Genomic DNA, 13,022 nt, shown 5'->3' with positions numbered 1-13,022 from the left:
CCGGACCTGAACAGGAATCTCCGTGCGAATCAAGCTCACGCTGCACCGCCCTGACGCCAGCACGACCAACGTCGCCGTCACGGCGGACGCGACGGCCACGGTGCGCGACGTCGCTGAGGCGCTGTTCGCGGGCGACCCCACCCGGTCGGGCACCGCCGTCCCGGACCGGCTCACGCTCCAGGTCGGCACCGCGCCGTCGGGGTCCGGGCAGGGGCGCGTGCTCTCGCCGACGAGCGACCTCACCGAGGCGGGGCTGCGGTCCGGGTCGACGGTGTCGATCGTGCGCGTCTCCGAGCAGTTCGACGCGCCTGGGCAGGACCGCGGAGCGGCCGTCGCCGTCCTGCGCGTGCTCGAGGGGCCGGACGCGGGGCGCGAGTTCCCGCTGCCCGTGGGGACGAGCTACCTCGGCCGCGACCGCAACATGGACATCCGGCTGAGCGACCCGCAGATCTCCAAGCGGCACGCCCGCCTCACGGTCGGCGAGACGATCGAGATCACGGACACCAACTCGGCCAACGGGCTCGTCATGGGCGGCCAGCGCATGACGCGCTCGACGCTCACGTCGTCGGACACGGTGACGATCGGCAGCACGGTCGTGTCCGTCGTCGCGCTGCACCGCACGACGAGCCTCGCGCCGACGAGCCCGGTCGTCGAGTTCAACCGGTCCCCGCGCGTCGTCGCGCGCTTCCCCGAGCGCAAGCTCAAGGCGCCCAAGCCGCCGCAGCCGCCGGAGCCGCAGCGCTTCCCCTACCTGGCCATGGTCGCGCCGCTCCTCATGGGCGCGATCCTCTACTCCGTCACGCGCAACGTCCTGTCGATCGTCTTCGTCGGCCTGAGCCCGATCCTCATGCTCGGCAACTACCTCGACCAGAAGGTGCAGGCGGGGCGCAAGCTCAAGGCGCAGCGCGAGCAGTTCGAGGCGGGGGTCGTCGCGATGCGCGAGACGATCGACCGCACGCACGCCGTCGAGCGCGCGGTGCGCCTCTCGGAGGCTCCGTCCGTGGGCGACACGGTCGACGCGGTCCGGCGGCTCGGCGGGCTGATGTGGACGCACCGCCCGGAGCACGACGCGTTCCTGACGGTCCGCATCGGGCTCGGCGCCGCGCCGTCGCGCACCCAGCTCGAGCAGCCGGGCGAGAACAACACGCTGCCGGAGTACTGGAACGAGCTGGAGAAGCTGCACGCCCAGTGCGCGACGATCTCGGGCGTCCCGGTCGTCGCGCGCCTGCGCACGGACGGCGCGCTCGGCGTCGCCGGTGCGGGGTCCGCGGTCGACGCCGTCGCGCGCGGGATCCTCGTCCAGCTCGCGGGGCTGCACTCGCCGTCGGAGCTCGTGCTCGCGGCCATGACGTCGCAGCGCTCGCGCGCCGACTGGGAGTGGCTCGAGTGGCTGCCGCACACCGGGTCGCCGCACAGCCCGCTGGGTGGCGACCACCTGGCCGACAACCCGGGCGCCGCGCAGGCGCTGCTGTCGCAGCTCGAGGACCTGGTCGAGGCGCGCGGGGCAGACCTCGACACGCACGCCGAGCTGCGCGGGCCGATCGACCCCGAGGAGGGCGAGGACACGCCCAAGCCGGTGCTGCCGACCGTCGTCGTGCTCGTCGAGGACGACGCCCCGGTGGACCGCTCGCGCCTCACGCGCCTCGTGGAGCGCGGCGCGGACGCGGGCGTGCACGTCGTCTGGGTCGCCCCCTCGGTCGAGCAGCTCCCGGCCGCGTGCCGCACGTTCGTCCTCGTGGACACCGTCGACGCCGCGGCCGCGCCGGGTGCCACCGCGGGCGCCACGAGCGGCGAGGTCCGGGTCGGCCGCCTGTCGTTCCCCGTGGCGTGCGAGACGGTGGACCTCGCGACGGCCCACGAGGTGGCGCGCATCCTGGCCCCGGTGGTCGACGTCGGCGCGCCCGTCGACGACGACTCCGACCTCCCGCGCTCGGTCTCGTACCTCACGCTCGCGGGTACCGCGCTGGCCGAGGACCCGGGCCGCCTCATCGACGCGTGGCGCGAGAACGGCTCCCTGACGCCGCGCGACGGCTCGCCGCCCGTGCGGCGCAAGGCGCCGACGAACCTGCGCGGCCTCGTCGGGCACTCGGGGACGGAGCCCCTCTACCTCGACCTGCGCACGCAGGGCCCGCACGCGCTCGTGGGCGGGACGACCGGTGCGGGCAAGTCGGAGTTCCTCCAGTCCTGGGTGCTCGGCATGGCCGCCGCCCACAGCCCGGACCGCGTGACGTTCCTCTTCGTCGACTACAAGGGCGGCGCCGCGTTCGCGGACTGCGTGCACCTCCCGCACACCGTCGGCCTCGTCACCGACCTGTCGCCGCACCTGGTGCGCCGCGCCCTCACGTCGCTGCGCGCCGAGCTGCGCTACCGCGAGCACCTGCTCAACCGGAAGAAGGCCAAGGACCTCGCCTCGCTGGAGCGGACCGGCGACCCCGACGCGCCGCCGAGCCTGCTCATCGTGGTCGACGAGTTCGCGGCCCTCGTCAACGAGGTCCCGGAGTTCGTCGACGGCGTCGTGGACGTCGCCCAGCGTGGTCGCTCGCTCGGCCTGCACCTCATCCTCGCGACGCAGCGTCCGGCCGGCGTCATCAAGGACAACCTGCGCGCGAACACGAACCTGCGCGTCGCGCTGCGCATGGCCGACGAGGACGACTCGACGGACATCCTCGGCATCCCGATGGCCGCGCACTTCGACCCGTCGATCCCGGGCCGCGGCGCCGTGAAGACCGGCCCCGGGCGCATCACGCCGTTCCAGACCGGCTACGCGGGCGGATGGACGACCTCGCGCCCCGAGCGGCCCCGCATCGACGTCCAGGAGATGGCGTTCGGCTCCGACATCCGCTGGGAGCTGCCCGAGCCCGAGGTCGAGGAGGTCACCGACCCGGGTCCCAACGACATCGCCCGGGTGGTCGCGACGATCTCGCGGGCCGCGACGGAGGCCGCGGTCCCGATGCCGCGCAAGCCCTGGCTGGCCGAGCTCGCCCCGACCTACGACCTCGCGCGCCTGCCCAACCCGCGCACCGACACGATGCTCCTCCTCGGCGTGGAGGACGACCCGACGACCCAGGCGCAGCCCACGGTCTTCTACGAGCCCGACCGCGACGGCAACATGGCGATCTACGGCACGGGCGGCTCGGGCAAGAGCGCGACCCTGCGGACGATCGCCGTCTCCGCGGCGATCACGGCGCGCGGCGGCCCCGTCCAGGTCTACGCGGTCGACGCGGGCGCGAGCGGCCTGCGCATGCTCGAGGACCTGCCCCACGTCGGCGCGGTCATCGCGGGCGACGACGAGGAGCGCGTCCAGCGCGTGCTGCGCACGCTGCGCGACCTCGTCGACGAGCGCTCGGCCCGGTACGCCTCGGTCCGTGCGGGCAGCCTCGACGAGTACCGGCGCCTCGCGAACGCCCCCGACGAGCCGCGCATCCTGCTGCTGGTCGACGGGATCGGCGCGTTCCGCGAGTCCTACGAGTTCCGGCCCGCGCACGCGTTCCCCGTGTGGGGCGCGTTCACGGCGATCGCGACCGACGGCCGCCAGGTCGGCGTGCACGTCGTCGTCGCGGGCGACCGCGCGGCGTCGGTCCCGACGTCGCTGGGGTCGACGATCCAGAAGCGGCTCGTGCTGCGCCTGGCGAGCGAGGACGACTACCTGACGCTCGGCGTCCCCAAGGACGTCCTGTCGCTCACGTCCCCGCCCGGCCGCGGTGTGCTCGACGAGAACGAGGTCCAGATCGCGGTCCTGGGCGGCGACCCGAACGTGGCGCTGCAGGCGCGCGAGCTGGGCAAGCTGCGCGACGCGATGACGCGCCTCGGCATCCAGCAGGCGCCGGGCGTCGAGCGGCTGCCCGACAGCTTCGCGCTGGACACGCTGCCCGAGGTCACGGGGGGCCGTCCGACCATCGGTCTCGACGACCTCGACATCGCCCCGGTGGCGCTGCCCGCCCGGGGGACGTTCATGCTCTCGGGCCCGCCCGGGGGCGGTCGCACGACGGCGCTCGTCACCATCGCCCAGGCGGTGCGCCGGGCGCGCGCGGGCCGGGTCGTGTACCTCTCGCCGCGTCGCACGAGCATCTCGGCGCTCGACGCGTGGGACACGGCGGCGACGTCGCCCGAGGAGGTCGTGACGCTCCTCGAGTCGCTCACGCAGGCGCTCGACGGCGGGTCGCTGCGGCCCGGTGCGCTCACCGTGCTCGTCGAGTCGGTGACGGAGTTCACGGGGACGCCGGCGGAGCAGCCGCTCGTCGCGTTCGTGCGGGCCGCCACGCGTGCCGAGCAGCTCGTCGTGGGCGAGGCCGAGTCGTCGACCTGGGGGCAGGCGTGGGCCATCGCGCAGCCGTTCAAGGCGGGTCGCAGCGGTCTGCTCCTCACGCCGGGCGACCTCGACGGCGACACGTTGCTCGGGACCGGTCTCGGCCGGATCCGGCGCGCGGACTTCCCGCCGGGACGAGGCTTCCTCGTCGTCTCCGGGAGGGCGCGCAAGCTGCACGTCGCGCTCCCGCGGTAGCGACGTGACGCCCGTGGGGACCTCATGGGGACACCTCCCCATCGACGGGGCTCGCGGGCCGATGGTTGAGTAGGGCCATCGACAACGGGACGACGTCCACGCAGGGTGGGGGTCGAGACACAGAAGGAGAACACCATGGCTGGTGGCATGTGGGGCGCGAACGTCGAGGAGCTGCGTGGGCTCGGTCAGACGCTGCAGCAGAAGGCGGACGAGATCCGCACGACCATGCAGAACCTGAACTCGCAGATCCAGAGCGTGCCGTGGGAGGGCCCCGACGCCCAGCAGTTCAAGGGCAGCGACTGGCCGGCCGCGCAGACGCAGCTCAACAACGTCGCGCAGACGCTGACGGACGCGGGCCAGAAGGCCACGCAGAACGCGCAGCAGCAGGAGCAGGCTTCGAACAGCTGATCCGCTGAGCTCCACGCAGGGCGCGGGACCCGGGACGGGTCCCGCGCCCTCCGTGTGCCCGGGGTCGGACGTGGCGCGCTGACGGGCGGCCGGGCGGTCGGTGGTCCGACGGTCTGCGAGACTGCTGGCGCGCCCCGCGCCGCCGGCGCGCGACGAGAGCGACCGAGAGGACCTGACGCATGGCCGAGCTGCGCTACCCGAGCGACGACTTCCCCGCGCCCGTGGGGGTGCGGCTCGACGCGCCCGACCGCTGGGTCCCGCTGCCCCACGTCGCCCTGCCGCTCGCGCTCGGGCGCGAGGTCGAGGAGGGGGAGTTCAACCCGAACGTCATCGTCGTGGTCTCGCGCATCCGGGCCGAGCAGACGCTCGACGACGCGCACGCCGAGGTGCTGCGCAAGCTCAAGCCGCTGCCGCGGCTGCGTCAGCTCGACGGCGGCGACGTGGACGTGGACGGCCTGCCGGGGCGGTGGGTCGAGGCGTCCTTCAAGGGCGGCGGGGGAGCGGTGCTGGTGCAGTCGGTGCGGACGGTCGTCGTCCCGCGCGGGCCGGTGGCCGACCTCGTCCAGACGACGGGGACGTGCACGCTCCTCCAGCACCCGTGGGCCGCGGCGGAGATCCGCGCGATCCAGGAGAGCCTGCGCGTCGACCGCTGACCCGGCGTTACATTCGCCCGGATCACAAGACGAGGTATCCACCAGGCGAGACCGGTGAGACCCTGGTCATGGAGGAGAGGGCCCGAGTGAGGCGACCCTCACCCCAGTCGTACAATCGAGAGGTCTCCTGCGGCCGGTACCCACTCCGGTCGACGCGGAACGGCCCGTCGGCCGCGCGGGAGAGACCCCCGTCCTCGACCGGAAGGCGCACCGTCCTGTGAGCAGCATCCGTCCACTGCGCGTCGCGATCGTCGGCGCTGGTCCCGCCGGGATCTACGCCGCGGACATCCTGTCCAAGACCGACCTCGACGTGAGCATCGACCTGTTCGAGCGTCTGCCCGCGCCGTTCGGCCTCGTGCGCTACGGCGTCGCGCCGGACCACCCGCGCATCAAGCAGATCATCGTGGCGCTCCACAAGGTGCTGAGCCGCGGCGACATCCGCCTGCTCGCGAACGTGGACTACGGCGTCGACCTCAAGCTGGACGACCTGCGCCAGTACTACGACGCGGTGATCTTCTCCACGGGATCGATCCGCGACGCGGCCCTGCCGATCGAGGGCATCGACCTGCCGGGCTCGTACGGCGCGGCCGACTTCGTGTCCTGGTACGACGGCCACCCCGACGTCCCGCGCACGTGGCCGCTCGAGGCGCAGCAGGTCGCGGTCCTCGGGGCCGGCAACGTCGCGCTCGACGTCGCGCGCGTGCTCGCCAAGCACGCGGACGACCTGCTGCCGACCGAGGTCCCGCAGAACGTCTACGAGATCCTCAAGGCCTCGCCGGTCACGGACGTGCACGTCTTCGCCCGCCGCGGGCCGGCGCAGGCCAAGTTCTCGCCGCTCGAGCTGCGGGAGCTGGGCCACGTCCCCGACGTCGACGTCATCGTGTACCCGGAGGACTTCGAGTTCGACGAGGGGTCGATGGCGGCCATCAGCTCGTCCAACCAGACCAAGCAGGTCGTCAAGACCCTCACGGACTGGACGCTCAAGGACCCGAGCGAGAACACGGCGTCGCGCCGCCTGCACCTGCACTTCCTCCACGCGCCGGCGGCGGTCCTCGGCGACGGCAAGGTCGAGGCGCTGCGCACCGAGCGCACGCGGCTCAACGGCGACGGCACCGTCTCCGGCACGGGCGAGTTCCACGAGTGGCCCGTGCAGGCCGTGTACCGCGCGGTCGGCTACTTCGGGTCGCCGCTGCCGGAGATCCCGTTCGACGAGCTCAAGGGTGTCATCCCGAACCGCGAGGGCCGGGTCATCGACATCGACGGCGAGCACATCCCCGGCGTGTACGCGACGGGCTGGATCAAGCGCGGCCCCGTCGGCCTCATCGGCCACACCAAGTCGGACGCGTCCGAGACGATCCGCCACCTCGTCGAGGACGTCACCGGTGCGGGCGACGGCGGCGACGTCGCGGCCGCGGACCTCGCGGCGGGGCGCGTCGCCCCGCTCGGGGACCCCGAGGCCGTCGTGGAGTTCCTCCGCGAGCGCGGCGTCGACCACATCGAGTGGTCCGGCTGGGAGCTGCTCGACGCGTACGAGCGCTCCCTCGGCGAGCCGCACGGGCGCGAGCGCATCAAGGTCGTGCCGCGCGAGGACATGATCCGCGTGGCGCGCGGCGAGACGCAGGTCGGCTGACCCGACGGTCGCGCCCGAGCACCTGAGCACGACGGCGCCCCACCCGCTCCGGGTGGGGCGCCGTCGTCGTCGTGCCCGGGAACGGGACGGTCGCCTCGGGCGTTCATCAGGTGGGCGTCGACGGGGTCGGCGCCCGTCGGGTGCCCGGCGGACCACGCGGGTGCCCGAGGCGCGGAAGGGAGCACAGCGTGGGGCGTCAGCACTTCAACGGTCTCAAGACGGCCGGCCTGTTCGGCGTCATGTGGGCCATCGTCCTCGGCCTCTGGGCGCTGTTCGGCGCCAGGGCGAACCTGCTGTGGCTGTTCGTCGGCATCGGGCTCGTGACGACGTTCTACGGGTACTGGAACTCCGACAAGATCGCGATCCGCGCGATGCACGCGCGCCCCGTGAGCGAGCTCGAGCAGCCCGCGATGTACCGGATCGTGCGCGAGCTCTCGACGGAGGCGCGCCAGCCGATGCCCCGCCTCTACGTCTCGCCGACGCAGGCGCCCAACGCGTTCGCGACGGGCCGCAACCCCAGGAACGCGGCCGTGTGCTGCACGGAGGGCATCCTGCGCCTCCTCGACGAGCGCGAGCTGCGCGGGGTGCTCGGGCACGAGCTCATGCACGTGTACAACCGCGACATCCTCACGTCGTCGGTCGCGGGCGCGCTGGCAGGCGTGATCACGTCGCTCGCGCAGTTCCTGCTGATCTTCGGCGGTGACCGCGACCGCGGCGGCAACCCGCTCGCGGCGATCGCGATGGTCGTCCTCGCGCCCGTCGCGGCGATGCTGATCCAGCTCGCCATCTCGCGCACGCGCGAGTACGACGCCGACGAGGACGGCGCGAAGCTCACGGGCGACCCGCTCGCCCTCGCGTCCGCGCTGCGCAAGCTCGACGCGGGCACGCAGCGGGCCCCGCTCCCGCAGAACCGCGACCTCGTGGACGTCTCGCACCTCATGATCGCGAACCCGTTCCGTGGTGCGGGCGTCGCCAAGATGTTCGCGACACACCCCCCGATGGCGGAGCGCATCAAGCGGCTCGAGACGATGGCCGGGCACGGCCCGGGCTACGGCGGCATCACCTACCACTGACGGGCGCGGGGCGGCGTGCCGGGCGGGGCCACGGGCGCGGCAGACGCGCAGCGCCGACGCGCGGGGCAGGTGGCACGATGACCCCGTGCCCCGTCGCCGAACGCATCTCGCGCGCGACCTCGCCCTCGTGCTCCTCGCCGTCGGCGGGCCCACGCTCGTGCTGCGCCAACGGCACGGCCACGGGTGGATCGTCGACGACGTGGTCACCGCCGTGACGGTCTCGGGTCTCGCGTGCCTGTCCGCCGCGGTCGGTCTCGCGCTGACGCGGCGCGCGCCCGGCCCGGTCGCGCGCGAGACGGCGCTCTACGTCGTCGTGGGCGTCTTCACCGCCGCCGGGGCGGCCGTCGGCACGTGGCGCGTCCTCGACGACCAGGCGCTCGCCCAGGGCTGGGTCGGCCTGCTCGCCGCGTACGTCGCGGTCGCCCTCCACGTCGGGCTGGCGGTCACGGCGCGGAGGCGCCGCCCGGCGCGCTGACCCCCAGCGCGTCGAGGAGGACGGCGGCGACGCCGTCGTCGTCGTTCGCGGCGGTGCGGTCGGTCGCCGCGGCCAGGACGTCGGGGTGCGCGTTCGCGACGGCGAACGAGCGGCCCGCCCAGCGCAGCATGGGCAGGTCGTTGGGCATGTCCCCGAACGCCCAGACGTCGCGGGCGTCGACGCCGAGCCGGTCGCACCAGCGCGCGAGCGCGGCGTCCTTCGTCACGGCCGGGGCGAGCAGCTCGGCGAGGCCCGCCGCCCCGGAGTAGGCGAGGTGCGCCCGGTCGCCGATCGCGTCGCGCACGCGCGCGAAGAAGGTCTCCTGCGCCGTCGTCTGCCCGTCCGCGACGACGACGGGCTGCGTCGCGGGGGCGTCGTCGACCGGCGCGCCGGGGTCCCGCGCGAGGATCTTGCCGACGGGCTGCCGGGGGCCGGTGCCGGGGGTGGCGCCGGGGGCGGCGAGCGTCGACTCGACCGCGGCGACGACGTCCGCGTCGTCGTCCGGGGTGGAGCGGAAGCCCGGGTCGAACGTCGGCCCGTCGACTCTCTCGAACGCGAGCGCGACGCCCGGCACGGCGGCGCGCAGGTCGGCGACGAGCGCGGCCGCCTCGTCCGGGGCGAAGCCGCACACGTCGAGCGGGCTCGCGGTGGCCAGGTCCCACACCGCCGCGCCGCCGAGGCAGATGACGTGCCCGTGCCCGCCGACGACGTCGGCGAGCTGGTCGAGCCAGCGCGGTGGGCGCGCCGTGACGAACACCACCTCCACCCCGGCGTCCTCGGCGGCGCGCAGCGCGGCGCGCGTGCGCTCCGAGACGGTCCCGTCGGACCGCAGGAGCGTGCCGTCGAGGTCCGTCGCGACGACGCGCGGGAGCGCGCTCGACGACGCGGCAGGGCGACCCGGTGCGACCGGGCGCGCGCCGCCGTCGGGCAGGGTCACGGCGAGCGCTACCGGTAGTTGGTGAACTGCAGCGCGACGTCGAGGTCGGCGCTCTTGAGCAGCGCGATGACGGCCTGCAGGTCGTCGCGCGACTTGCTCGTCACGCGGACCTCGTCGCCCGTGATCTGGGTCTTGACGGCCTTGGGCGCCTCGTCGCGGATGATCTTGGTGATCTTCTTCGCGTTCTCGCTCGACAGGCCCTCCTTGAGGGTCGCCGCGAGGCGGTACTCCTTGCCCGACGCCTTGGGCTCCTTGTCGCCCGTGTCGAGGGACTTGAGGGAGATGCCGCGCTTGATGAGCTTGGTCTCGAAGACGTCGAGGATGGCGAGCACGCGCTCGGCCGAGTTGGCGGTCATCACGATGCTCTCGCCGCTCCACGCGATCGACGCGCCGACGTTGCGGAAGTCGTAGCGCTGCGCGACCTCCTTGGCCGCCTGGTTCAGCGCGTTGTCGACCTCCTGGCGGTCGACCTTGCTCACGATGTCGAACGACGAGTCGGCCATGGGTGGTCCTCTCTCGGGCCGGAACGGGTGCTGGGTCCCACCGTAGTCGAGCGGGCTCAGGCTCGGGTCGCGAGACGCGTCGCGCGCGCCGCCCGCAGCCCGTCGACGGAGAGCACGACGAGCGCGGCCCACACGAGCCCGAAGCCGGCCCACCGGGTCGGCGACATGGGCTCGTGGAACACGAGGAGGCCGACGAGGAACTGCAGCGCCGGGCCGAGGTACTGCAGGAGCCCGACGACGCTCAGCGGGAGCCGTCGCGCGGCGGCGCTGAAGAGGAGCAGCGGCAGGGCCGTGACGATCCCGGCGGACGCCAGCAGGAGCGCGTGGCCGGTCCCCTCGGCGCCGAACGTGCCGGCGCCCGTCGTGCCGAGCCAGACCAGGTACGCCAGGGCGACGGGGGTGAGCACGGCCGTCTCCACGGCGAGGCCCGGCAGCGCCTCGACCGTCCGGCCCACGCGGTTCTTCACGAGGCCGTAGAGGCCGAACGAGGCCGCGAGCGCGAGCGCGATCCACGGCAGCCCTCCCGAGCCGGTGCTGATGACGACCACGGCGGCGACGCCGATGCCGACGGCCGCCCACTGCGCCGGGCGCAGCCGCTCGCGCAGCACGGCGACGGCGAGCAGGACCGTGACGAGCGGGTTGATGAAGTACCCGAGCGCGGCGTCGAGCACGTGGCCGCTGAGCACGCCGTACACGTAGACGGTCCAGTTGGTCACGATGAGGACGGCGGCGACGGCGAGCACGCCGAGCGTGCGCGGGGTGCGCAGCGCGGTGACGAACCCGCCGAGCTGGCGCGTCGCGGCGAGGAGCACGAGGCAGAAGAGCAGGCTCCACACGACCCGGTGCGCGATGATCTCGAGCGGCGCCGCCGGCTCCAGGAGCGGGAAGTACAGGGGCATCGCGCCCCAGAGGAAGAACGCGCCGGCACCGAGCAGGAGGCCCCAGCGGTCGGTCGGGGCGGGGGCGCCGCGCGGGGGGCCCGACGGCGCGGCCGGAGCGGGCGCGGACGGTGCGGCGGTGGGGGCGGGGCCGGGGGTCCCGGTGCCGGGGAGGTGGTCCGGCGCGGGGGAGGGGTGGGTCACCGCACCACTCTACGGACGGGTGCCCACAGGCGGATTTCGCACCTGGTCCGGTCGGGCTGTATCGTTGGCACGCCCGCACGGCAGGGGCTGCACCTGGTGCAGCCGCTCTCGGCGAGCGACAACTCCACACGGCAGGTTGCCCGAGCGGCCAAAGGGATCTGACTGTAAATCAGACGGCTCAGCCTTCGGGGGTTCGAATCCCTCACCTGCCACCGGAACGGCGGGGCGTCACCTACGGGTGGCGCCCCGTCGTCGTCGTCCCGGACGGCGCGCGACGCCGGTGGAGAGCGAGGCCGGAGGGCCCAGGAACGGCGGAACGGCGCCGATTTCGTTCGACGCCGTGTTCCGTGTAGAGTTTTCCGCGCTGCCCCGATAGCTCAGTCGGCAGAGCATCTCCATGGTAAGGAGAAGGTCAAGGGTTCGATTCCCTTTCGGGGCTCTGTGGTGACGCGGGGCCGTCTTGCTGGAATACTGCGAGACGGCCTCGCGTTCAGTCACGCGGCGGGGTAGCTCAGATGGTTAGAGCGCACGACTCATAATCGTGAGGTCGCGGGTTCGATCCCCGCCTCCGCTACCACTTTCGACAACCTCGCACGGCGGCCGGCGTCGTGCGACCTGCACAGCACATGCGCCCTCCGGAGGCGCGAGAGGTGGCTCACTACCGTGGCAAGCAAGAGCGCTGACGTTCGCCCCAAGATCACGCTGGCCTGCGTGGACTGCAAGGAGCGCAACTACATCACGAAGAAGAACCGTCGCAACGACCCGGACCGCCTGGAGCTCGCGAAGTTCTGCCCGCGCTGCGGCAAGCACACCGCGCACCGCGAGACCCGCTGAGCCTCCGGCTCCGCGCCCGCGCACCGCAGTGAGCGTCAACCTGGCCTACGTCGGCCGCGAGTACCCCGCCAACGCGCCGTACTCGGTGGGACGCGAGAAGCTGCGCGAGTTCTCCGGCGCCGTCGGCGCCACCCACCCCGTGCACCACGACCTCGTGGCGGCGCGGGGTGCTGGCTATCCGGACCTCGTCGCACCTCCGACCTTCGCGGTCGTCGTCGCCCAGCGGGCGGAGGGGCAGCTCATCGAGGACCCGGAGGCGGGCATCGACTTCTCGCGCGTCGTCCACGCGGACGAGCGCTTCACGCACCACCGGCCGATCGTCGCGGGCGACGAGCTCGTGACCGTGCTGCACGTGGACTCGATCGTCGAGCGAGCCGGCCTCGCCATGGTCACCACGCGCTGCGAGATCGCCGCGCTCCTGCCCGACGGTGGGACCGAGCCGGTCTCGACCGTCACCTCCACCCTCGCCGTCCGCGGGGAGGGCGCATGAGCACCGACGTCACTCGCCCCGTCCTCGCCGACCTCTCCGTCGGCGACGTGATCGGGACGCGCACGGTCGAGGTCGACCGCGCGCGCCTCGTCCGCTACGCCGGCGCGAGCGGCGACTTCAACCCGATCCACTGGAACGACGCCTTCGCGACGGAGGTCGGTCTGCCGGGCGTCATCGCGCACGGCATGTTCACCATGGGCGCCGCCGTCGCGCTGGTCGAGGACTGGGCCGGTGACCCGGGCGCCGTCGTCGACTACCAGACGCGCTTCACGCGCCCCGTGGCCGTGCCGAACCCCGGCGTCGCGACGCTGGAGGTCACCGGCACCGTCGGCGCCGTGGACGCCGACGCCGGCACCGTCCGCGTCGACCTCACGGTCACGTTCGAGGGTGCGCGCGTCCTCGGCAAGACGCAGGCCGTCGTCCGCCTCTGACCCGA

12 protein-coding genes and 3 tRNA genes are annotated in these 13,022 nt (G+C 73.6%); 12 read left to right on the top strand and 3 right to left on the bottom strand.

The annotated features are described in order from the left end of the window. The first annotated feature begins 22 nt into the window (after positions 1-22). The 6 genes from ACTJIY_RS13855 (at position 23) to ACTJIY_RS13830 (ending at position 8,740) form a co-directional block, all read left to right on the top strand. Positions 23-4,501 carry an FtsK/SpoIIIE domain-containing protein gene (locus ACTJIY_RS13855; RefSeq protein ID WP_440675279.1) on the top strand — a complete coding sequence of 1,493 codons (4,479 nt, stop codon included), beginning with the start codon at positions 23-25 and terminating at the stop codon, positions 4,499-4,501. Positions 4,502-4,636: 135 nt separating this feature from the next. Next, entirely contained in the window at positions 4,637-4,909 is a 273-nt protein-coding gene (locus ACTJIY_RS13850) for a WXG100 family type VII secretion target (protein WP_021482523.1), read from the top strand. A 179-nt stretch (positions 4,910-5,088) separates the two neighbouring features. Beyond that, on the top strand, positions 5,089-5,562 hold the full coding sequence (locus ACTJIY_RS13845) for an LpqN/LpqT family lipoprotein (protein WP_353707775.1): 474 nt from the start codon (positions 5,089-5,091) through the stop codon (positions 5,560-5,562). 217 nt (positions 5,563-5,779) lie between these two features. Beyond that, a complete protein-coding gene (locus ACTJIY_RS13840) occupies positions 5,780-7,192 on the top strand; it encodes an FAD-dependent oxidoreductase (RefSeq protein WP_439159104.1) in 1,413 nt (470 codons plus the stop codon). Positions 7,193-7,380: 188 nt separating this feature from the next. Continuing rightward, positions 7,381-8,265 carry a zinc metalloprotease HtpX gene (gene htpX / locus ACTJIY_RS13835; protein WP_353707777.1) on the top strand — a complete coding sequence of 295 codons (885 nt, stop codon included), beginning with the start codon at positions 7,381-7,383 and terminating at the stop codon, positions 8,263-8,265. Between the two features lie 85 nt (positions 8,266-8,350). Further along, the gene (locus ACTJIY_RS13830) at positions 8,351-8,740 is read left to right on the top strand and encodes a hypothetical protein (RefSeq protein ID WP_440675280.1); all 390 of its coding nucleotides are present in this window, start codon (positions 8,351-8,353) and stop codon (positions 8,738-8,740) included. On the opposite strand, the gene ACTJIY_RS13825 is transcribed toward ACTJIY_RS13830, so the two are convergent. The 3 genes from ACTJIY_RS13825 to rarD are packed head-to-tail and all read right to left on the bottom strand — an operon-like array spanning position 8,709 to position 11,262. Next, positions 8,709-9,671 carry an HAD family hydrolase gene (locus ACTJIY_RS13825; RefSeq protein WP_440675285.1) on the bottom strand — a complete coding sequence of 321 codons (963 nt, stop codon included), beginning with the start codon at positions 9,669-9,671 and terminating at the stop codon, positions 8,709-8,711. The two genes, ACTJIY_RS13830 and ACTJIY_RS13825, sit on opposite strands and share 32 nt — an antisense overlap. Before the next feature lie 14 nt (positions 9,672-9,685). Further along, positions 9,686-10,180 (bottom strand): YajQ family cyclic di-GMP-binding protein, encoded by a 495-nt coding sequence (locus ACTJIY_RS13820; protein ID WP_253055098.1) that lies wholly within the window; start codon positions 10,178-10,180, stop codon positions 9,686-9,688. 56 nt (positions 10,181-10,236) lie between these two features. Continuing rightward, complete coding sequence (rarD, locus tag ACTJIY_RS13815) at positions 10,237-11,262, bottom strand: EamA family transporter RarD (protein ID WP_374615307.1); 1,026 nt, start codon at positions 11,260-11,262, stop codon at positions 10,237-10,239. Between the two features lie 130 nt (positions 11,263-11,392). Here rarD and ACTJIY_RS13810 point away from each other — a divergent pair. The 6 genes from ACTJIY_RS13810 (at position 11,393) to ACTJIY_RS13785 (ending at position 13,017) form a co-directional block, all read left to right on the top strand. Then, positions 11,393-11,474: transfer RNA gene (locus ACTJIY_RS13810), tRNA-Tyr, on the top strand. Between the two features lie 154 nt (positions 11,475-11,628). After that, positions 11,629-11,701: transfer RNA gene (locus tag ACTJIY_RS13805), tRNA-Thr, on the top strand. 61 nt (positions 11,702-11,762) lie between these two features. Further along, positions 11,763-11,839, top strand: a tRNA-Met gene (locus ACTJIY_RS13800). Between the two features lie 86 nt (positions 11,840-11,925). Then, the gene (gene rpmG / locus ACTJIY_RS13795; protein ID WP_021482899.1) at positions 11,926-12,096 is read left to right on the top strand and encodes a 50S ribosomal protein L33; all 171 of its coding nucleotides are present in this window, start codon (positions 11,926-11,928) and stop codon (positions 12,094-12,096) included. Positions 12,097-12,124: 28 nt separating this feature from the next. Then, positions 12,125-12,586, top strand: a complete 462-nt coding sequence (locus ACTJIY_RS13790; protein WP_141388455.1) for an FAS1-like dehydratase domain-containing protein — start codon at positions 12,125-12,127, stop codon at positions 12,584-12,586. Then, the gene (locus tag ACTJIY_RS13785; protein ID WP_253055099.1) at positions 12,583-13,017 is read left to right on the top strand and encodes a MaoC family dehydratase; all 435 of its coding nucleotides are present in this window, start codon (positions 12,583-12,585) and stop codon (positions 13,015-13,017) included. The genes ACTJIY_RS13790 and ACTJIY_RS13785 overlap by 4 nt, the downstream gene beginning before the upstream one ends. Positions 13,018-13,022: the final 5 nt, after the last annotated feature.

Source organism: Cellulosimicrobium sp. 22598 (genome assembly GCF_052044445.1).
GTDB classification, from domain to species: Bacteria; Actinomycetota; Actinomycetes; order Actinomycetales; family Cellulomonadaceae; genus Cellulosimicrobium; species Cellulosimicrobium cellulans_G.
Note: the sequence above shows the minus strand (reverse complement) of the source record. Positions and strands in the feature narration are given on the sequence as shown.

Excerpts from the sequence above, each read along its gene's own strand:
- ACTJIY_RS13820 (WP_253055098.1), bottom strand. The coding sequence starts at position 10,180 with ATGGCCGACTCGTCGTTCGACATCGTGAGCAAGGTCGACCGCCAGGAG.
- ACTJIY_RS13850 (WP_021482523.1), top strand. The coding sequence starts at position 4,637 with ATGGCTGGTGGCATGTGGGGCGCGAACGTCGAGGAGCTGCGTGGGCTC.
- ACTJIY_RS13785 (WP_253055099.1), top strand. The coding sequence starts at position 12,583 with ATGAGCACCGACGTCACTCGCCCCGTCCTCGCCGACCTCTCCGTCGGC.
- ACTJIY_RS13845 (WP_353707775.1), top strand. The coding sequence starts at position 5,089 with ATGGCCGAGCTGCGCTACCCGAGCGACGACTTCCCCGCGCCCGTGGGG.